The sequence below is a fragment of the Reyranella sp. genome (genome assembly GCF_030651995.1).
Classification (GTDB): Bacteria; Pseudomonadota; Alphaproteobacteria; order Reyranellales; family Reyranellaceae; genus Reyranella.
Window position 1 is genome coordinate 63,290 of sequence record NZ_JAUSBN010000013.1, and the last position, 18,712, is coordinate 82,001.

The 18,712-nt window shown below is 67.7% G+C and carries 15 protein-coding genes; 5 read left to right on the plus strand and 10 right to left on the minus strand.

The genetic code is table 11. The features are described from left to right. Positions 1-14 precede the first annotated feature (14 nt). On the minus strand, positions 15-485 hold the full coding sequence (locus tag Q7V45_RS03490) for a YHS domain-containing (seleno)protein (protein WP_304847016.1): 471 nt from the start codon (positions 483-485) through the stop codon (positions 15-17). Positions 486-588: 103 nt separating this feature from the next. Continuing rightward, positions 589-2,259, minus strand: coding sequence for a YbaL family putative K(+) efflux transporter (ybaL, locus tag Q7V45_RS03495; protein ID WP_304847019.1), 1,671 nt, complete (start codon positions 2,257-2,259; stop codon positions 589-591). A gap of 92 nt (positions 2,260-2,351) precedes the next feature. On the opposite strand from ybaL, the gene Q7V45_RS03500 reads away from it, so the two are divergent. Next, positions 2,352-3,329: a tripartite tricarboxylate transporter substrate binding protein gene (locus Q7V45_RS03500; RefSeq protein ID WP_304847022.1), complete on the plus strand. Its 978-nt coding sequence runs from the start codon at positions 2,352-2,354 to the stop codon at positions 3,327-3,329. A gap of 20 nt (positions 3,330-3,349) precedes the next feature. Beyond that, positions 3,350-3,493, plus strand: coding sequence for a hypothetical protein (locus Q7V45_RS03505; RefSeq protein ID WP_304847025.1), 144 nt, complete (start codon positions 3,350-3,352; stop codon positions 3,491-3,493). 19 nt (positions 3,494-3,512) lie between these two features. Here Q7V45_RS03505 and Q7V45_RS03510 read toward each other — a convergent pair whose 3' ends face one another. Beyond that, positions 3,513-4,673, minus strand: coding sequence for a mandelate racemase/muconate lactonizing enzyme family protein (locus Q7V45_RS03510; protein WP_304847028.1), 1,161 nt, complete (start codon positions 4,671-4,673; stop codon positions 3,513-3,515). Between the two features lie 282 nt (positions 4,674-4,955). Here Q7V45_RS03510 and Q7V45_RS03515 point away from each other — a divergent pair, with 282 nt between their 5' ends. Together Q7V45_RS03515 and Q7V45_RS03520 are read left to right on the plus strand one after the other, a co-directional pair. Next, complete coding sequence (locus Q7V45_RS03515; RefSeq protein ID WP_304847031.1) at positions 4,956-5,486, plus strand: biliverdin-producing heme oxygenase; 531 nt, start codon at positions 4,956-4,958, stop codon at positions 5,484-5,486. Continuing rightward, positions 5,479-8,013, plus strand: coding sequence for an HWE histidine kinase domain-containing protein (locus Q7V45_RS03520; protein ID WP_304847034.1), 2,535 nt, complete (start codon positions 5,479-5,481; stop codon positions 8,011-8,013). The genes Q7V45_RS03515 and Q7V45_RS03520 overlap by 8 nt, the downstream gene beginning before the upstream one ends. Here Q7V45_RS03520 and Q7V45_RS03525 read toward each other — a convergent pair. Together Q7V45_RS03525 and Q7V45_RS03530 are read right to left on the minus strand one after the other, a co-directional pair. After that, on the minus strand, positions 8,010-9,227 hold the full coding sequence (locus Q7V45_RS03525; RefSeq protein WP_304847038.1) for an MFS transporter: 1,218 nt from the start codon (positions 9,225-9,227) through the stop codon (positions 8,010-8,012). The genes Q7V45_RS03520 and Q7V45_RS03525 overlap by 4 nt on opposite strands. A 2-nt stretch (positions 9,228-9,229) precedes the next feature. Then, the gene (locus tag Q7V45_RS03530; protein WP_370692554.1) at positions 9,230-10,174 is read right to left on the minus strand and encodes an SMP-30/gluconolactonase/LRE family protein; all 945 of its coding nucleotides are present in this window, start codon (positions 10,172-10,174) and stop codon (positions 9,230-9,232) included. A 238-nt stretch (positions 10,175-10,412) separates the two neighbouring features. Here Q7V45_RS03530 and Q7V45_RS03535 point away from each other — a divergent pair, with 238 nt between their 5' ends. Further along, the gene (locus Q7V45_RS03535; RefSeq protein WP_304847044.1) at positions 10,413-12,278 is read left to right on the plus strand and encodes a dihydroxy-acid dehydratase; all 1,866 of its coding nucleotides are present in this window, start codon (positions 10,413-10,415) and stop codon (positions 12,276-12,278) included. Between the two features lie 21 nt (positions 12,279-12,299). On the opposite strand, the gene Q7V45_RS03540 is transcribed toward Q7V45_RS03535, so the two are convergent. The 5 genes from Q7V45_RS03540 to Q7V45_RS03560 all read right to left on the minus strand — a co-directional run bounded on the left by Q7V45_RS03540 (position 12,300) and on the right by Q7V45_RS03560 (position 18,562). Further along, positions 12,300-13,973, minus strand: a complete 1,674-nt coding sequence (locus Q7V45_RS03540) for a hydantoinase B/oxoprolinase family protein (protein ID WP_304847047.1) — start codon at positions 13,971-13,973, stop codon at positions 12,300-12,302. Next, on the minus strand, positions 13,970-16,036 hold the full coding sequence (locus tag Q7V45_RS03545) for a hydantoinase/oxoprolinase family protein (protein ID WP_304847051.1): 2,067 nt from the start codon (positions 16,034-16,036) through the stop codon (positions 13,970-13,972). The genes Q7V45_RS03540 and Q7V45_RS03545 overlap by 4 nt, the downstream gene beginning before the upstream one ends. A gap of 2 nt (positions 16,037-16,038) precedes the next feature. Then, complete coding sequence (locus tag Q7V45_RS03550) at positions 16,039-17,016, minus strand: tripartite tricarboxylate transporter substrate binding protein (RefSeq protein WP_304847053.1); 978 nt, start codon at positions 17,014-17,016, stop codon at positions 16,039-16,041. Between the two features lie 90 nt (positions 17,017-17,106). Further along, on the minus strand, positions 17,107-18,255 hold the full coding sequence (locus tag Q7V45_RS03555; protein ID WP_304847056.1) for an aminotransferase class V-fold PLP-dependent enzyme: 1,149 nt from the start codon (positions 18,253-18,255) through the stop codon (positions 17,107-17,109). Positions 18,256-18,373: 118 nt separating this feature from the next. Further along, positions 18,374-18,562: a CsbD family protein gene (locus tag Q7V45_RS03560; RefSeq protein WP_304847059.1), complete on the minus strand. Its 189-nt coding sequence runs from the start codon at positions 18,560-18,562 to the stop codon at positions 18,374-18,376. Between the last annotated feature and the right edge of the window lie 150 nt (positions 18,563-18,712).

The window sequence follows — 18,712 nt, forward strand, 5'->3', positions numbered from 1 at the left end:
CGAGGGACGCTTGCCTACTGGCTCGGCGTGTTCTTCAGCGTCTGCCAGTTGGTCGCGGCGCGTGCCGCGTTGGCCGCAGCTTCCAGGCGAAAGCGCTCCGACCCGGCTGAGCTGGCGAAGACGTAGAGGCGTCCGTCGGAGATCACCCAGATGGTCGGGTCGGATTCGCGCAGGTTGCCGTTGGCCATGTTCATGGCGCACTGGCCGCCGAACTGCGGCGCGTACCTGTCGGGATCGGCTTGGAAGAGATCGCGGTGCCGGGCGGTCGCAAAGCGGTAGCGCACGCCATCCCAGACGAGCTCGTGGTTGGCGCTCCCCGGCGTCGCCACGCCCAGGGTGAAATAGGCCACCGGATCGTAGCCCTTGAGCCCGAGGCGCGCGGCGTTGGCCGGGTTCGGTTGCGCCCCTGCTGCGGAAGCCCCCGCCAAGCCGCCGAAGAGGGAAGCTGCGGCCATTCCCCGGAGGAATGCACGACGCATGGTCATGTCTCGCTCTCCCGATGTGCCGGCGATCCAGCCGGCATTTCCGCGAGGTGGGCCACGATTGGGGCAGAAGGGGGGCGTCCTGTAAACGGTCGTTCAACCCGGATCAGGCTGCCGCCGTCGGGGTGTCGCCGCGTTCGCGCTCGAGCATGCGATGGGCGATTTCCGTCTCGCCCAGCACGACGAGGTTGGCGCCGAGCCTGCCGAGGTGCTCCACCGTCGCGCTCGAATGGGCGCGGGCCAGGATGTCGAGCTTGGGATTGGCGGCGCGGGCCTGCTGGACGATCTGGCCGGCCTCGAATGGCTCGGGGATGGTGACGTAGAGGCGCCGTGCGCCGGCCAGATTGATTGCGCCGATGATCGCGGGCTCTGCCGCGTTGCCGGAAAAGACTTCCGCTCCGTCGCGGCGGGCCTGCTCGATGCCCGCGTCGCTGGCTTCGACGACGATCATCTTGCCGCCGTCGCGCGCCAGGCCGGCGCCGACCAGCGAGCCGACGCGACCGTAGCCGATCACGATGTCATGGCCGCTGAGGGCCGTCGGCGTAAGATCGGTCTCGGGTTCGGCAGCGGGCTTGTCGCTCGGCGCGGCCTCCTTGTCGGTGCCCAGGCGCTCGAGCAGTGTGAAGACGAACGGGTTCACCATGATCGACACGATGGCCCCGGCCAGGACGAGGTCGCGCGACTCGTTCGGCACCATGTTCAGGCCGATGCCGATACCGATCAGGATGAAGGAGAATTCGCCGATCTGCGCGAGGCTAGCCGAGACGGTGAAGGCGGTCGACCGGCTGTGGCCGAAGGCGCGGACGATCAGATAGGCGGCCGCCGACTTGCCGACGACGATGATCGCGATGGTCGCGATCACGGCCAGCGGCGCATCCAGGAACACCATCGGGTTCAGCAGCATCCCGACCGAGACGAAGAACAGCACCGCGAAGGCGTCGCGCAGCGGGATGGCTTCTTCCGCCGCCCGCTGGCTGAGGTCGCTCTCGCCCAGCACCATGCCGGCAAAGAAGGCGCCGAGGGCGAAGGAGACGTCGAAGAAGTAGTGCGCGCCGTAGGCGACCCCGAGCGCGACGGCATAGACGGCGAGCCGGAACAACTCGCGAGACCCGGTATGCGCAGTATAGTGCATCAGCCAGGGGATGACGCGCCGACCGATGATCAGCATGATCGCCACGAAGATCGAGACCTTGGCCAGGGTGGCGAGAAGGCTCAACAGGATGCGGGTGGGGGGCACGCCATTGCCCTCCGTCGCCAACGCGAGGGCTGGCAGCAGGACCAGCGCCAGCACCATCACGAGGTCCTCGACCACCAGCCAGCCGACGGCGATCCGGCCACGATGCGTCTCGAGGATGTGACGGTCCTGCAGGGCACGGATGAGCACGACGGTACTGGCCACCGAGAGGGCGAGGCCGAAGACGAAGCCGGCCAGCGGCGGCCAGCCGAGCGCCCAGGAGAGACCGGCGCCCATCAGTGTCGCGACGGCGATCTGCCCGATGGCGCCGGGGATGGCGATGCGTCCGACCGAAAGAAGATCCTTCAGGGAGAAATGCAGGCCCACGCCGAACATGAGCAGGATGACGCCGATCTCGGCGAGCTCCGTCGCGAGGGCGGGGTCGGCCGTGAAGCCCGGCGTATAGGGGCCGACCATCACGCCGGCCAGCAGATAGCCGACCAGGGGCTGCACCCGCAGCCGCTGGGCGATCAGGCCGAGCACGAAGGCGAGCATCAGTCCCGCAGCAATCGTCGCAATGAGCGGGGTTTGATGCTCCGGCATGCGGTTTCTCTCAGCGATTGAACGGGTGCTTCCGGTGTGGCGCGCATCCCTCGAAATTGCAATCAGTCTGAGCGGAATTGGGGAGGTTCGAGATGACGATATCGCGACGCAAGCTGCTGGGCAGCGGCCTGGCACTATCGACTGTCGGTGCGGCAGCCGCTCCGGCCTGGGCGCAGGCCTATCCCACCAAGCCGATCCGCTGGATCGTGCCCTTCGCCGCCGGCGGCAATTACGACCTGACGTCGAGGCTGGTGGGTGAAGGCATGTCGCGTACCCTCGGCCAGACGGTGATCGTCGACAACCGGCCGGGTGCCGGCGGGCTTGTCGGTTCGGAAGCGGCGGCGAATGCGCCGGCCGATGGCTATACCGTCGTCATGGGCAGCTTCAGCGTGCTGTACGTCTCGCCCTATCTCGCCGGAAAACCGTCGCTGGTGCCGATGTTCGCGCCGATCAGCCTGCTGTCGACCGTGCCGATGATCCTCGTCGGCAAGGCGGACGGGCGCTTCGCCGACATCCGCGCGGCCCTTGCCGAAGCCAAGGCCAAGCCGGGCACCGTCACCATCGGCCATGCCGGCAACGGCACCACCAACCACATCGCAATCCTGCGCCTCGAGGTGAACGAAGGCGTGAAGTTCAACATCATCCCGTACAAGGGGTCGGGCCCCGGCCTCACCGACCTGATGTCGGGTCAGATCGATCTCTACATGGACCAGCTCACGACCTCCCTGCCGCACATCAAGTCGGGCAAGCTCAAGGGCCTGCTGGCGATGAGTCCCGGCCGCGTCGGGCAGTTGCCGGACATGCCGTCGCTTACCGACATCGGCAGCAAGCCATTCGACGGCGGAACGACGGCCGGCCTGCTGGCGCGCGTCGAGACGCCCAAGCCGATCCTCGACACGCTGAACGGCGCCGTCGTGAAGGCGCTCAAGGATCCTGCCATTGCCGCGAAGCTCGTGGAGCTTGGTGCCGTGCCACGTCCCTCGACGACGGAGGAGTTCGCAGCTTACATGAAGGATCAGGAAGTGGGCGTTAGCGCACTTGTGAAGTCTGGTTTGTTGAAACCGTCGTGATCGGGTGTCATGTCGGCGGCATGACAACTCTCTTCAAGATGATCGCGCTGGTTCTGGCATTCGCCATGGCGGGCGCTGTGGCGGGGTGCGCGAAGTCGGGCATCCCGCAGGACGACCGGTATCAACCGCACGGCAACGCCAGCTGGGAAAACTGGCGCGGCTGACGGAACGAACGGGTCGCCCTCAGGCGACTTCCTTCATCACCGACCACAGGTCGGCCTTGCGTTCGAAGCCGATGCCCGGCGCGTCCGGGAGCGACACGCAGCCGTCGACCACGGCGCAGTCGTCGGCGAAGCCGCCGAATGGCGCGAAGACCTGCGGGTAGGATTCGTTGCCGCCGCATTGCAGGCCGACGGCGATGTTCAGCGCGAACTGGTGCCCGCCGTGCGGCACGCAGCGCCGCGGCGACCAGCCGTGCGCCTTCAGCATCTCGAGCGTGCGCAGATACTCGACCAGCCCGTAGGAGAGGGCAGGATCGTATTGCAGGATGTCGCGGTCGGGGCGCAGGCCGCCATGGCGGATCAGGTTCCGCGCATCCTGCATCGAGAACAGGTTCTCGCCGGTGGCGAGCGGCGGGGCATACTCGGTGGCCAGCGCGGCGTGCGCCAGGTAGTCGAGCGGGTCGAGTGGCTCCTCGTACCAGCGCAGGCCGAATCCCTCGATGGCGCGTCCGAACGCGATCGCGGTGGTGAGGTCGAACTTGCCGTTGACGTCGACCGCCAGCCGCTCGCCGGCACCGACGATCTCCAGCACCGCCTCGATACGCTTCAGATCCTCGGCCAGCGGCACGCCGCCCACCTTCATCTTCACGCAGGAATAGCCGAGGCCGAGATAGTGCTTCATCTCGTCCTGCAGCGCCTGCAGCCCCTTGCCGGGATAGTAATAGCCGCCGGCGGCATAGACCCAGGCCTTGTCGTCGGCCTGTCCGCCATTGTAGCGGTCGGCCAGCAGCTTCCACAGCGGCACCCTCTTGGCCTTGGCGACGGCGTCCCAGATCGCCATGTCGAGCACGCCGACGGCGACGGAGCGCTCGCCGTGGCCGCCGGGCTTTTCGTTGGCCATCATGACGGCCCAGCATTTCGCGGGATCGAGCAGTCCCTCGGCATCGAGCAGCGAATCGGGCGTGGCCTGGCTGAGCCGGGGGATGAAGCGTTCGCCCAGCAGCCCGTGCTGCGCGTAGCGGCCGTTCGAATTGAAGCCGAATCCCACCACCGGCTTGCCGTCGACCATCACGTCGGTGACCACGGCGACGACCGAGGCGGTCATCTGGCTGAAGTCGATGTAGGCGTTGGCGATCTTGGAGCGGATCGGCGAGACGATGTCGCGGATGGCGACGATGCGCATGGAGGCGTCCGTAGCTGGAGGGGATCCCGAAGATCGGGCCGGGTCCGGACTTTCTACAGGTGCGCGCGAGCGGCGGCCAGTAGGCGGGGCGGGCACAGGCTTGCGCAGAAACGGCGCCTCGAAGATCGACCGCGGATCGCGGAGCGACAACGCCATCGGGAGGAAAAGGTTGCGAAAAAATACATAAATCCGTTGGTCGAACTTTTGGCGTCAACCTGCGTATATCCAACAATGCGGCCAGCGCTTCACATCGCTGCGCCCGGACGAACTTCCGCCCGCCAGATGCTGCGAGCAGCGACGGCGGATCTTCATGCAGAGGTCGACGCGCGCTTCTCCGGTCCCTTCGACGCGGACGAGAATGCCTATTCGGCATTTCTGACCGCGCTCGCCCGCGTCGTGGGCCCGCTGGAGCGGGCGCTGGAGCAGGGTGGTGTGGCGCGCCTCGTTCCGGACTGGCCCTTGCGTCGCCGCGCAGATGCGCTCGACCGCGATCTCGCCCTTTTGGGAATTTCCATGCCGACAGCCTCGACCATCGACGTGACGCGCGACGAGGCCCGCCTGTTCGGCCGGCTCTACGTGCTGGAAGGCTCGCGGCTGGGCGGCAGGCTGCTGGTGAAGCGCGCCCGCGAGAATGCCGACCCGCGGGTACGGGCGGCGACAAACTATCTCGGCCACGGGGAGGCTGCCGATCTCTGGCGCGGCTTCCTGCAGCGGCTGGAAGGGTCGGAAGCGGTCGCCGCCTCACCCGCGCGCACGATGCTCGGCGCGCGCGAGGCCTTTGCACTGTTCGGGGCGGAGCCGGCGCATGGCTGAGACTGGCCTTCCCGTCGACCTGACCAATTGCGACCGCGAGCCCATTCACCTCCTTGGGGCCGTCCAGCCGTTCGGCTTCCTGATCGCCCTCGACAGCACGCAGTGGACGGTCACCCGCGCCTCGCGCAACGTCGCGGAGTGGCTGGCCGCCGGTCCGGCAGGGCTGATCGGCCGGTCGATCGACGACGTCTTCACCCCCGAGTCGATCCATCTTATCCGCGGCCAGCTGCAGACCGCGCTCTTCACCAGCACCGTGGCGCGCGCCTTCTCCGTGGCGCTGCTGACCGACGGTCCGCGCTTCGACCTCGCGGTCCATGTGAACGAGGACACGATCGTCATCGAGTGCGAGCCCTGCAGCGACGAGCAGGGGGTCAATTCGAGTGCGCTGGTGCGCGCCATGATCGCCCGGCTGCAGCAGACGGCCGACCTCAGGACCTTCTATCGGGTGGCGGCCCGCGAGATGCGCCGCCTCACCGGCTTCGATCGCGTGATGATCTATCGCTTTGACCATGACGGCTCGGGCGAGGTGATCGCCGAATCGGTGCGCGGCGGCCTCGACAGCTATCTCGGCCTGCATTATCCGGCCTCGGATATTCCGCGGCAGGCGCGCATCCTCTACGAGCGCAACTGGCTGCGCATCGTTCCCGACGTCTCGGCCATTCCCGTCGCGATCGAGCCGGCCATCCTCGCCGGGCAGCCACTCGACCTGTCGATGAGCATCCTGCGCAGCGTGTCGCCGATCCACATCGAGTATCTTAGGAACATGGGCATCGGCGCCTCGATGTCGGTGTCGATCCTGCGCGACGGCAAATTGTGGGGCCTGTTCGCCTGCCATCATTGCGTGCCCCACACCGTCCCGTTCGAAAGGCGCACCGCGGCCGAACTGTTCGGCCAGATGTTCTCGCTGCTGATGGAGAGCCGCGAACGCGACGAGGAATCGGCCTACGAGGCGCGCGCCCGGACGCTGCACAACCGGCTCGTCACCGTGATGGCGGAGGAGGCCACCCGCTTCGACAGCATCGTCTCGCATCTCGACGAGATTGCCGACCTTCTCTCGTGCGACGGCATCGGCGTGTGGACCGGCGGCAACGCCAACCTGCAGGGCATGGCGCCGACGCAGGCTCAGTTCGCCGGCCTGATCGACCATCTGGCGCGCCACGACCTGGGCGAAGTCCTGGCTGTCCACGAGATTGCGGCCGAGTACCCGCCGGGTCGCGCCTTCGCCGACCGGGCGGCCGGCATGCTGGTCGTGCCGCTGTCGCGTCCGGCGCGCGACTTTCTCGTCTTTTTCCGCAAGGAAGTGTCGCGCACGGTGAACTGGGCAGGCGATCCCAGCAAGCCGGTCGTGGTCGGCTCGCTCGGCGCGCGCCTGACACCGCGCAAGAGCTTCGAACTGTGGCGCGAGACGGTGAGCGGACAGTCGGTACCTTGGCAGCCGGTCGACTTGCGCATCGCCGAGAGCCTGCGGGTCAGCCTGCTCGAGGTCATCCTGCGTCTCTCCGACATCACCGAGTTCGAGCGCAAGCGGTCGCAGGAGCGGCAGGAGCTGCTGATCGCCGAGCTCAACCACCGGGTCCGCAACATCCTGGGCCTGATCCGCGGCGTCATCTCGCAGAGCCGCGACCCGTCGCTCACGGTCGATGCCTTCGCCGACGTGGTCGGCGGTCGCATCCAGGCGCTGGCACGTGCCCATGACCAGATCACCGCCGACAATTGGGGCCCGGCCTCGTTCCGGGGCCTCGTCGTTGCCGAAGCCGGCGCGTATCTCGGCAGCAAGGCCACGCGCGTGCGTCTGTCCGGCCCCGAGATGCTGCTGGAGCCGCAGGGATTCACCACCCTGGCGCTGGTCGTGCATGAGCTGATGACGAACTCCGCCAAGTACGGTGCGCTGAGCGACAGCCGCGGCGGCATCGACATCGAGACCCGGCTCGATGCACAGCGCAACCTGCACATCACCTGGACCGAGCATGGCGGGCCGCCGGTGGAGCAACCGACGCGGCGCGGCTTCGGCACGACGGTCATCGAGCGCTCCATTCCCTACGACCTGAAGGGCGAGGCCGCCGTCGACTACGATGTGGCGGGCGTGTGCGCCAGGTTCGTGATACCCGAGAGCTACGTTCGACCGGCGCCGGGCGCGCTGGCCGAACCCGCCGCGGAGGCGATCCCGGGCGTGAGCGCCGCCGACCTGCCCAAGGACGTGCTGATCGTCGAGGACAATATGATCATCGCGCTCGACGCCGAGAGTTCGATCGTTCACGCCGGCATCGAGACGGTGCGCGTCGCCTCGAGCGTGGCGCACGCGATGAAGGCGATTGCCACCCGTCCGCCCGACTTCGCCCTGCTCGACATCAATCTCGGCCGCGAGACGAGCTTCGTCGTCGCCGAGCATCTCGCGTCGCTCGGTATTCCCTTCGTGTTCACCACCGGCTACGGCGAGGACATCGCCTTCCCGCCCAAGCTTCTGGGCGTGCCGCGCATCCGCAAGCCCTATACCGGCGACGCGCTGCTGACGGCGATGCGGCGCTAACCTGTCGCGAAGACGTTGCGGCGGTTCTGGCGGAACAGCAGCCACCAGGCCACCGCGCCGTTAAGCAGGTTCCAGGCGATGCCGTTGATGAAGGCGGCCCGGTAGGAGCCGGTCATGTCGAACAGCACGCCGCCCATCCACCCGCCCAGCGCCATGCCGATCAGGGTCGAGGAGATGGCGAGTCCGACCCGGAAGCCGGCTTCCTTGGGCGGAAAATACTCGCGCACGATGATGGCATAGGAAGGCACGATGCCGCCCTGGAAGAGGCCGAACATCGCCGAGGCGAGATACAGCGAGGTCACGGAGTCGTCGATGAGATAGAAGACCAGCGCCACGCATTGCAAGGTCGAGCCCAGCAGCAGCGTCTTCACGCCGCCCACCCGGTCGGCGATCCAGCCTGAGGCGATGCGGCTCACGATGCCGAAGCCCAACATCAGCGACAGCATCTCCGCGCCGCGCGCCACGCCATAGCCCAGGTCGGCGCAGTAGGCGACGATATGGACCTGCGGCATCGACATGGCGACACAGCAGCCGATGCCGGCCACGACAAGCACGGCCTGCAGCGCGTTGGGCGAGAGGCCGAGCGAGCGCGCCGAATGGGCGGCGGCGCCGGCCGTTCCCGCGGCGCCCGTCATCTGCTCCTGCGGCGGCTTGCGGCGCAAGGTCAGCGCCAGCGGGATCATCGCCACGAAACACAGCGCGCCGGCGGCCCAATAGGTGACCCGCCAGCCGTGATCGTGGATCAGCATCTGGATGATCGTCGGCCAGATCGCACCGGCGAGATAGTTGCCGGAGGCGGCGATGGCCACCGCGATGCCGCGCCGCCGGTCGAACCAGTGCGAGATGTCGGCGACCAGGGGGGCGAAGGTCGCGGCCGAGCTGAAGCCGATCAGCACCTGAACCGCGGCGAACAGGGGCAGCGCCGTCGCCAGCGGCGCCAGCGCGAAGCCCAGCGCCAGGCCGGTCGCGCTCAGCACCGCGGTGAGGACGATGCCGCGCTTGTCGACCAGTTTGCCCCAGGTGACGCCGCCGGCGAAGAAGCCCAGCGTGTTCATCGTGTAGGCGAAGGAGATGTCGGCGCGGGTGATGCCGAGATCCTGCTGGATCGACGGCAGCGCCACGACGAGGCACCACATGCCGATACCGCCGACCGTGCTCAGCGTCACGCTGGCGGCCAGGCGCCACCAGGCATAGCTCGACTCGACTCCGGACATGATCAGCCGCCGATCGCGCCTTGGGTGTTGACGTAGAGCGCGTAGAGCGAGTGACTCGCCGCCATGAACAGGCGGTTGCGGTAGCGGCCGCCGAAGCAGACGTTGGCGCAGCGCTCCGGCAGGTCGATGTGGCCGATCGGCTTGCCCGCCGGATTGAAGACGCGGACGCCGTCGAGCTCGGCCGAGCCCATGCCCCAGCCGCACCACAGGTTGCCGTCGACATCGACGCGGAAGCCGTCGGGCGAGCCGCCCGGCCCGGCATCGATCAGCACCGAGCCCTTGCCCAGCGCCGTGCCGTCGGTCGACACGTCGTAGGACAGGATGGTGCGGTGCGGCTCGGCGCGCGACGCCACGACGTAGAGCTTCTTCTCATCGGGCGAGAAGGCCAGCCCATTGGGGCCGGGAATGTCGTCGGCCATCACGGCGAGCTTGCCGGTCGTCGGATCGAGTCGATAGACGGCGGGCCTGTTCTCGCTCTCTTCCTTGTGGCCCTCGTAGAAGCCCAGGATGCCGAACGTGGGATCGGTGAACCAGATCGAGCCATCCGACTTCACCACCACGTCGTTGGGCGAGTTGAGCGGCTTGCCGTCGTGGGAATCGGCCAGCACCGTGATGGCGCCGTCATACTCGAAGCGGACCACACGGCGGGCATCGTGCTCGCAGGCGATCAGGCGGCCGCGGCGGTCGCGCGTATGGCCGTTGGCGTTGTTGGAGGGCTTGCGGAAGATCGAGACGTTGCCCGTCTCCTCATCCCAGCGCAGCACGCGGTTGTTGGGAATGTCGCTCCACAGCAGATAGCGGCCGTCGCCGAACCAGACGGGGCCCTCCGACCAGCGACAGCCCGTGTAGAGCCGCTCGACCGAGGCCAGCACCAGCCGGTACTGGTTGAACGACGGGTCGAGCACGCGCACGGCCGGGTCCGGGTAACGCTCGCTGGGCTGCCACATCTTGGTTTCCTCGTTCATTGCGCATGCCGAAGCCGGGCGCCGTGTTTCGCGCGAGCATGCCTGCCCGGCGGTCGGGAGCCAAGGCCGAACGCGGCGAACCCCGGTTCCGGGGAGCGGCTCGAAGCCCGTGCTGCCGTCGAAGAATTCGCGGGAATGGCCTGCCGGGCCTGTGATATACCGCCAAACCCGTCCGCCGCGCAGGCGGACCAACGTCTGCAAGTCCCATGGGATGGTTGTGATGAAGCCGAGCTTTGTGACCATTGACCGACATCCTGGCCGCTCCACCCAGACGATCGGGGTGGCCCGCGCGCTCGGAACCGACCCGAATCTCATCCACGAGCCGTCGGTCGGCGTCGTCGGCACCAAGGGCGACAGCCAGTGCTATCTCGGCGTCATGTCGAAGGTCGAGGCGATCCACGCCCAGCTCAAGGCCCGCATCGGCACCGGCGCGAACCAGCTCAAGATGCGCCTCGTCCAGCCCGAGTACACGATCGCCACGTCGGATGGCATTCGCAACGGCACGCGCGAGATGCGCTACTCGCTGATCGGCCGCGAGGTCACGCAGGATGCGCTGTGCGAGCATCTGAGCGCCACCGGTCTCGCCGGCACGATCGCGGTCGTGGCCTGCGACAAGCCGCCGGTCGGCACGCTCTCGGCCCTGCTCGAGCACGACCTGCCCTCGATCATCATGTCGGACGGCCCGATCCATCCAGGCAAGGATCCGAACACCGGCGAGGCGCTGGACATCGTGAGCGCCTACCAGGTCGCCGGTCATCCCGATCCCGAATACCGGCATCACATCGCCTGCCATGCCTGCCCGGGCTACGGCAGCTGCGGTGGCATGTTCACCTACAACACCATGCAGACCTTCATCGGCGTGGTCGGCATGCAGCCGCTGCACATGGTGGCGCCGCCGTCCGACGATCCGCGCCGCACCGGCGAATTCGCCGCCGAGCTGGTCGACCTGCTGGCCAATCTGATCGCGAAGGACCTGAGGCCGCGCGACATCGTCGTGCGCGATTCGATCCGCAACGCGGTGATCGTGTCGATGGCCATCGGCGGCTCGACCAACGTCGTGCTGCACGCCCCGGAAATCGCCCGCGCCGCCGGCTTCGGCGACTTCTGGAAGGACGTCATGACGCCGGAGGAGTTCAACTACCTCTCGCAGCATGTCGTGCCGGTGCTCACCGACGCGCGGCCCTACGGCAAGTATTCGATGGTCGACATCGACGAAGTTGGCGGCGTGCAGGTGATCGTGCGCGAGCTGCTCGAGGCCGGCCTGCTGAACGGCAACGTCCTGACCTGCACCGGCGAAACGCTGGCGCAGCAGGTCGCGCGGTTGGGGGCGAAGAAGGCCGACGGGCGCGTCATCTATCCGGTCGAGAAGCCCTACAAGCCGACCGGCGGCCTGCGCATGCTGGGCGGCAACCTGTCGCCGGACTTCTCCGCGATCCTGAAGCTCGCGGGCGTCGAGGGCGGCCTGGAGGACAACCTGTTTCGCGGCCGCGCGCGCGTCTTCGAGGGCGAGCAGGGCCTGCTCAAGGCGCTCGACGAGACGCCGGAGACCTTCCAGAACCACGACATGATCATCGTGCGCTACGAGGGACCGAGCGGCGCGCCCGGCATGCCGGAGATGCTTGATCCGACCTCGCGTATCACGACGCTCTGCCGCGAACGCAACATCGTCGTGGCGCTGATGACCGATGCCCGCTTCTCGGGCGGTTCGGTCGGCCTCGTGATTGGCCATGTCGGCCCTGAAGCGGCGCTCGGTGGCCCGATCGCGCTGGTCGAGGATGGCGACGAGATCGTGGCCGACCTCAACGTCAACGAACTGAACTGCACCGCGTTGAAGGATCCTGCCGTTTTCGCCAAGCGCAAGGCGGCGTGGGAGAAGGTGGTCGCCGACAATGGCGGCATCCATCCCAATTGCGGCATCGCCGACACGCGCCTGCTTCATCGCGCCCGCACGAGCGCGGTGCCGGCGACGCGCGGCGGCGGCCTGCATCCCAACCGCGAGGTCTGGGTGCGTGCGCCGCGCAAGGCCGACCGCCAGGACTTCAAGCTGCGCAACAAGCACCGGCCGGCGTTCGACAAGAGCTTCTGACGGGTCTTTTGTGTTGGCGCCCTAATCGCCCTCGACGCCGTAGGCCGCCTTGGCCGCTTCCTGGCTGACCAGGCCGAGGCGCACGTCGCGTTTGACGGCGTCGGGATCGCGCTTCGCCGGATCGCCGTAACCACCGCCGCCGGGCATCTCGACCACGAGTCGTTCGCCGGCGGGGATTGTCTGGAAGCCCTTGGCCTTCAGCTCCTGGCCCGACGCGAGCGACAGGCGGCCGTTGCCGCCGGGCTTGCCGCCGTCGCGGCCGCGTGCGGGATACTTCACGCGTTCGAAGGTGGCGAAGATGCCGAAGGGCGCGCCTTCGCGATGCTCGACCTCCATCACCTGTCCGAGGCCGCCGCGGTGCGCGCCGGGGCCACCCGAGTCCTGGCGATACTCCTTCTTCCAGATGACAACGGGCGCGATGGTCTCGGTTATCTCCACCGGCACGTTGCGCACGCCCGACGGAAAGGGAGTGGCCGAGAGCCCGTCGAGCGTCGGACGCGCGCCCGCTCCACCGGAATGAAAGGTCGTCACCATGAAGGGACGGCTGTTGCCAATCGTTCCCGTCATGCCGTGGCCGGCACCGAGCTTCAGGTTCCACAGGTTGGACGTGCCTTCGGCGGGAACCTGCCCCGGGATGACCTGATGCAGCGCGTCGAAGCAGACATCGGGCAGCATGTGGCCGATCGTGCTGCGTGCATTCACCGCGGCAGGGTGGAGTGCGTTGACGATGGTATTCTCGGGCGCTGTGACGAGGATCGAGTCGAGCGTGCCAGCATTGTTCGGGATGGTCGGCGCCACGATGCACTTGATGCCGAAGGCGGTGTAGGCCTCGGTGTAGCACATGGGCGAATTGATGCCGTAGATCGACGAGCCCGAGGTGCCGGCATAGTCCACGGAGATATGGTCGGGATGTATGGTGACGGCGGCATGCAGGTCGATCGGCGCGTCGTAGCCGTCGATCCGCATATGGCCTTTCCAGGTGCCGCGCGGCAGCTGGGAGATGGCCGCGATCATGCCGGCGCGGCTCTTCTCGATGATGTGCGCGCCCAGCTCGTCGAGACTGTCGATCCCGTGCTCGGCCATCATGTCGGACAGCCGCTTCTCGCCGATGCCGTTGCAGCCGATCAACGCGTGGATGTCGCCCTCGACCTGCACCGGCTCGCGCACATTGGCGCGCACGATGCGCATCACGCTTTCGTCGATCACGCCCTCGCGCATCAACGGCAGAAGCGGCAGGAACAGACCCTCGTGGAAGACCTGGCGCCCGTCCGGCGACTGGCCCAGACCGCCAATGTCGACCACGTGCGTGGTGCAGGAAAACAGCGCCACCAGCTTGCCGTTGTGGAAGGCGGGGGAGGTGACGACGATGTCGTAGAGATGGCCGGTGCCCTTCCACGGATCGTTGGTGACGTAGGCATCGCCGGGCTTCATCGTCTCGACCGGGAACTCGCGAATGAAATGGATGACGCTGCGCGCCATCGAATTCACGTGGCCCGGCGTGCCGGTGACGGCCTGCGCCAGCATTCGGCCCTCGAGATCGAATACGCCGGCCGAGATGTCGCCGGCCTCGCGCGCACTGGTCGAGAAGGCGGTGCGCACCAGCGCGCGCGCCTGTTCCTCGACGACGGAGAGCAGACGGTTCCACATCACCTGCAGGCGGATGTCGCCCAATGGCGACTTGGGAGAGGTGCTCATGCGCGGTCCTCCAGGACGATCTGGCCCACTTCGTTGACGTGGGCGATGAAGCCGGTGGGAACGACGGTGGTGGTGCCGTCCTCGACGATCAGCGCCGGTCCTTCGAACGACATTCCGGGCTTCAGCACCTTGCGTTCGTGGAGGGCGGCCTGCTCCTGGCGGCCGCTCACCGGATCGAACACCTCGCGATGGCCCGACGGTGTGGGAGCGGCGACCCTCGCGACGGGCTTGGCGGGCGGCGGCAGCGGCCGGTCGGTGGCGAGCGAGAGAGTCCAGGTCAGGGCTTCGACTTCCAGCCTGGGAATGGCGCGGCCGAACACCTGCTCGTAGGTCGCCTCGAAGCGGCAGCGCAATTCGGCGGCGGCGTCGGCGCCGAACGGCTCGTTTGGCAGCGGCACCGCGATCTCATGGCCCTGGCCGCGATAGCGCATGAAGGCCTGTCGCGATTCGACCAGAGTCTCGCCCGGCGCCGCGGGCCGCACGACGGCCTCGGCCTCCGCCCGCATGGCGGCGAACAGCTCGTTCAGCATCTTCGCGTCGAACATGTCGAGCCTGACATGGCGCGTCCTTACGACCTCGTAGGCGATGGAGGCGCGCAGGAAGCCGAAGGCGGAACCGACGCCGGCGCCGACCGGCACGATGACCTGCTTCATGCCGAGCTTGCGGGCAAGCCGCGCGGCATGCAGCGGCGCGGCGCCGCCGAAAGCGATCAGCGCGCGGTCGGCGGTGTCCTTGCCGTTCTCGACGGCGTGCACGCGGGCCGCACTCGCCATGGTCTCGTCGACGATTTCGGCAACGCCGGCCGCGGCGCCCTGGGCATCCGTGCCGAGCGGACCGGCCAGCGCCTGCAGCGCCGCTTCGGCCTTGTCGCGGTGCAGCGGAATGGCGCCGCCCGCGAAGCGCGTGGGATCGAGGCGCCCCAGCGCGGTGTCGGCGTCGGTGACGGTGGGCTCGGTGCCGCCGCGGCCGTAGGATGCGGGACCGGGCACGCTGCCCGCCGAGTCGGGGCCGACCTGGATGCGGCCCAGCGCATCGAGACGGGCAATCGAGCCGCCGCCGGCGCCGATCTCGACCAGCTCGATGACGGGAATGCGCACCGGCAGGCCGGAGCCCTGAACGAAGCGATAGGCGCGCGCCACCTCGAACTGGCGCGAGCGCTGAAGTTCGAGATCGTCGAGCAGGGTGAGCTTGGCGGTGGTGCCGCCCATGTCGAAGGCGACGGCCCGTCGGGCATCGTTCTCCGCCGCCACCGTGCGTGCCAGGATGGCGCCGCCGGCCGGTCCGGACTCGACCAGCCGCACGGGGTAGCGTCGCGCCGTATCGACCGTCGTGATGCCGCCCGACGACATCATCAGCAGGAGCGGACCTGCGATGCCTTCCGTCTTCAGATCGGCTTCGAGCTGGCCGAGATATCCCTCCATGCGCGGCAGGACATAGGCATTGGCGATGGTGGTCGAGGTGCGCTCGTATTCGCGGATCTCGGGGCAGACCTCGCAGGAGAGCGACACGGCGACGCCCGGCAGTTCCTCGGCAAGGATCGAGCCGGCGCGACGCTCGTGCGCCTCGTAGGTGAAGCTGTGCAGGAAGCAGACCGCGACCGCCTCGATCTTGCGCGCCTTGAGTTCGGCGGCGACGCGGCGCACCGCCGTTTCGTCGAGTGCCAGCAACACCGCGCCGTCGGAGGCCACGCGCTCCGGCACACCGAAGCGCAGGTCGCGCGACACCAGCGGCGGCGGCCGCTCCATGTGGATGTCGTACTGCTCGAAGCGATGCTCCCAGGCCATCTCTACGGAGTCGCGGAACCCTTGCGTCGTGATCAGCGCCGTGCGGGCGCCCTTGCGCTCGATCAGCGCGTTTGTAGCGAGGGTGGTCCCGTGGACGACGAGCGTCACGTCCTGCGGACGGCACTTGGCTTCCGCCAGGATGGCGCGCACGCCCTGCAGGACGGCGCGTTCGGGCGCGTCGGGCGTCGTCAGGACCTTGATGGCATGCGACGTCGTGCCGGTTTCCAGCACGACATCGGTGAACGTGCCGCCGATGTCGACGGCCAGACGGGAGGTCATTCTTACTCGTCGATCTTGATGTTGCCCTTGCGTACCACGTCACCCCAGGTGACGGAATCGCGCTTCAGGAAGGCCACGTATTCGGCAGGCGGCAGGAGGGCCGGCGTGAGACCGCTCTCGTCGTATTTCTTCTTCACGTCCGGCTCGGCCAGGACCTTGGCGATGGCCGCGTACAGCCGGTCGACGATCGGCTGGGGCGTGCCGGCAGGGGCGGCGAGTCCGTACCAGTTCTCCGCCACGTAGCCCTTCACGGCCTCGTCGAGCGCCGGCGTGTCGGGGAGGACGGGCCAGCGCTGGGGCGAGGTCACGGCCATGGCGCGCGCCTTGCCGCTGCGGATCAGGCCGAGCGTCGCGGGATCGCCGAAATAGGCATCGACGATGCCGGCCGCGAGGTCGTTCAGCGCCGGACCGGTGCCGCGATAGGGCACGTGGATCATCTTCAGGCCGGACATCTGGGTGAACAGTTCGCCCGCAAGATGCTGGCTGGTGCCGATGCCGCCCGAGGCCCAGCGCAGCTCCTGCTTCTTCGCCAGCTCCATGAATTCCGGCAGCGTCTTCGCCGGCAGGTCGTTGCGCACCGCCAGGATGAAAGGCATGCGCACCAGCCGCGTGATCTGCGTCAGCGCCATCGGATCGTACGGCATCTTGGTGCGCAGATGCGGGCCGGCGGTCAGCGTACCGGCGCCGGTGAGCGACAGGGTGTAGCCGTCGGGGGCTGCATGCGACATCGCCTCGACGCCGATGATCCCTCCAGCGCCGCCCTTGTTCTCGATGATGATGGTCTGGCCGAGTTCCTTCGACAGCGGCTCCATCATCAGCCGCGCCGTCAGGTCGACGCCGCCCCCCGGCGGAAAGGGGACGATGATCTTGATCGGCCGTTCGGGATACTTGGCCTGCGCCGAGGCGGCACGGGCGATGAACGGTGACACGAGCGCCGAGACGAGAAGCTGCCCCAGAAGTTGCCGACGAGTGTTACGCAAACCGATCCCCTTGTTCCTGATGCGACCTCGACAGGGTGGCCGTCGCTGCGTCGCCGTTCGATTCGAGTGCAATCTCGATGCCAGCGGCTCCTACAGCGCCACCTTCCTGAAGACCTCGACGAAACGATCGACGTCCTGCTCATCGTTGTAGACGTGCGGGCTGATGCGCAGGCGTCCGAGGCGCGGTGCGGCGTAGACGTTTTCGGCCGCGAGCTTCTGCGGCAGGTCATCCGCCATGCCCTTGGGGAACTGCAGGCAAAGGAGGTGCGGCGCGCGCAGCTTGCGGTCGAGCACGCGCACACCGGAGTTTGCGAGCCCGTCGGCGAGGCGGTCCGTCAGCATGGCGAGCCGCGCGACGATGGGATCGTTGCCCCAGCCCGCCATCATCTCCATGCCGACCGCCGCCATTTCGAGCGTGATGAAATGGTCGCGCTCGCCCATGTCGTAACGGCGCGCGCCGTCGGCATAGGAAAGGTCGCGGAAGTAGACTTTCTGCTCGGCGGCCACGCCTTTGCGCGCGGGCGCGGTCTGCTCGAGCGGCACGCCGTCTTGCCGGCGCTTGGCGACGTACATGAAGGCGCGACCATAGGGGCCGAGCACCCACTTGTAGGTCGGGAAGATCAGGAAGTCGGGATCGAGCGTCTTCACGTCGATGCGACGAACGCCGGCGTCGTGTGTGGCGTCGACCAGGAACGCCGCACCCGCCTGGCGCGCCGCTTCGGCGATTCGCGGGAGGTCGATGGCGCCGCCATCCGACCAGTGCACGGACGAGATCGAGACAAGCGAGAGGGGAGCCGCATCCTTGCGCGTCATCGCTTCCAGCACCGCCGACGTCCAGTCGCCATCGCTGGGCTGCTTCACCTGCTCGACCGTGAAGCCTCCGTCCTCGGCGCGGCTCATCCATTCCAGGACCGGTGAAGTGTGGTCGTCCTGCAGAACCAGCACACGGCTGCCGCGCGGCAGGTCCATCACCTTGCCCGCGGTCGACACGCCGTAGCCGACAGACGGGATCAGCGCGATGTCCGCGGGATCGGCGCCGATCAACGCCGCCGCCGCACTGCGCGCGCGTTCGTACTGCTTCGACATGAAATCTGCGTCGAGCTTCCACGGCTGCCCCTTGCGGGCGACGCCAATGCGCCCCGCCTCCTGAACCGCGAGCGGCAGCGGGCTCCAGGCGGCGGCATTGAGAAAGCAGACGTCGCGCGGGATGTCGAACAGATCGCGTTGGCAAGGAAGCATCGGGACCGCCATCGGTGAAGGAGGCGGCGAGCGTAGGGCAATCGCGGACCAAGAAGAAGGGCGCCCGTCTCGCGACGGGCGCCCTCTGTCTCGAAAATTTTCGCTGAAGGCCGCGGCGTTAGCCGTCGATTGCCTTCTTCAGCGCGTCCTTGGTCTTGCCGATGGCCTGCTGCGCTTCGCCCTTGCGCTCCTGGAGCGCGCCTTCGACCCGCATCTTGTCGCTGTCGATGGCCTTGCCGACGCCCTGCTTGACGTTGCCGACGGCCTCGTTGGTGACGCCCTTGATCTTGTCGGTCGTGCTGCTCATCGTGTTCTCCTCTGTCGAAAGGTTGTGCGTCTTCAACGCCGTCCCTCCTTCGGCGTTGCAAAAATTCGGAGTCGACCGGATCGCCTGGTGGTGTCGTCCGATCGTCACAATCCTGGGCCGCTTGTTGGCGTCTTCGCCTTATTTTCGCCG

Coding starts and splice junctions, on each gene's coding strand:
- Q7V45_RS03515 (WP_304847031.1), top strand. CDS start 4,956: ATGCTGCGAGCAGCGACGGCGGATCTTCATGCAGAGGTCGACGCGCGC.
- Q7V45_RS03500 (WP_304847022.1), top strand. CDS start 2,352: ATGACGATATCGCGACGCAAGCTGCTGGGCAGCGGCCTGGCACTATCG.
- Q7V45_RS03520 (WP_304847034.1), top strand. CDS start 5,479: ATGGCTGAGACTGGCCTTCCCGTCGACCTGACCAATTGCGACCGCGAG.
- Q7V45_RS03535 (WP_304847044.1), top strand. CDS start 10,413: ATGAAGCCGAGCTTTGTGACCATTGACCGACATCCTGGCCGCTCCACC.
- Q7V45_RS03530 (WP_370692554.1), bottom strand. CDS start 10,174: ATGTGGCAGCCCAGCGAGCGTTACCCGGACCCGGCCGTGCGCGTGCTC.
- Q7V45_RS03510 (WP_304847028.1), bottom strand. CDS start 4,673: ATGCGCATCGTCGCCATCCGCGACATCGTCTCGCCGATCCGCTCCAAG.
- ybaL (WP_304847019.1), bottom strand. CDS start 2,259: ATGCCGGAGCATCAAACCCCGCTCATTGCGACGATTGCTGCGGGACTG.
- Q7V45_RS03560 (WP_304847059.1), bottom strand. CDS start 18,562: ATGAGCAGCACGACCGACAAGATCAAGGGCGTCACCAACGAGGCCGTC.
- Q7V45_RS03540 (WP_304847047.1), bottom strand. CDS start 13,973: ATGAGCACCTCTCCCAAGTCGCCATTGGGCGACATCCGCCTGCAGGTG.
- Q7V45_RS03525 (WP_304847038.1), bottom strand. CDS start 9,227: ATGTCCGGAGTCGAGTCGAGCTATGCCTGGTGGCGCCTGGCCGCCAGC.
- Q7V45_RS03555 (WP_304847056.1), bottom strand. CDS start 18,255: ATGCTTCCTTGCCAACGCGATCTGTTCGACATCCCGCGCGACGTCTGC.
- Q7V45_RS03545 (WP_304847051.1), bottom strand. CDS start 16,036: ATGACCTCCCGTCTGGCCGTCGACATCGGCGGCACGTTCACCGATGTC.
- Q7V45_RS03490 (WP_304847016.1), bottom strand. CDS start 485: ATGACCATGCGTCGTGCATTCCTCCGGGGAATGGCCGCAGCTTCCCTC.
- Q7V45_RS03505 (WP_304847025.1), top strand. CDS start 3,350: ATGACAACTCTCTTCAAGATGATCGCGCTGGTTCTGGCATTCGCCATG.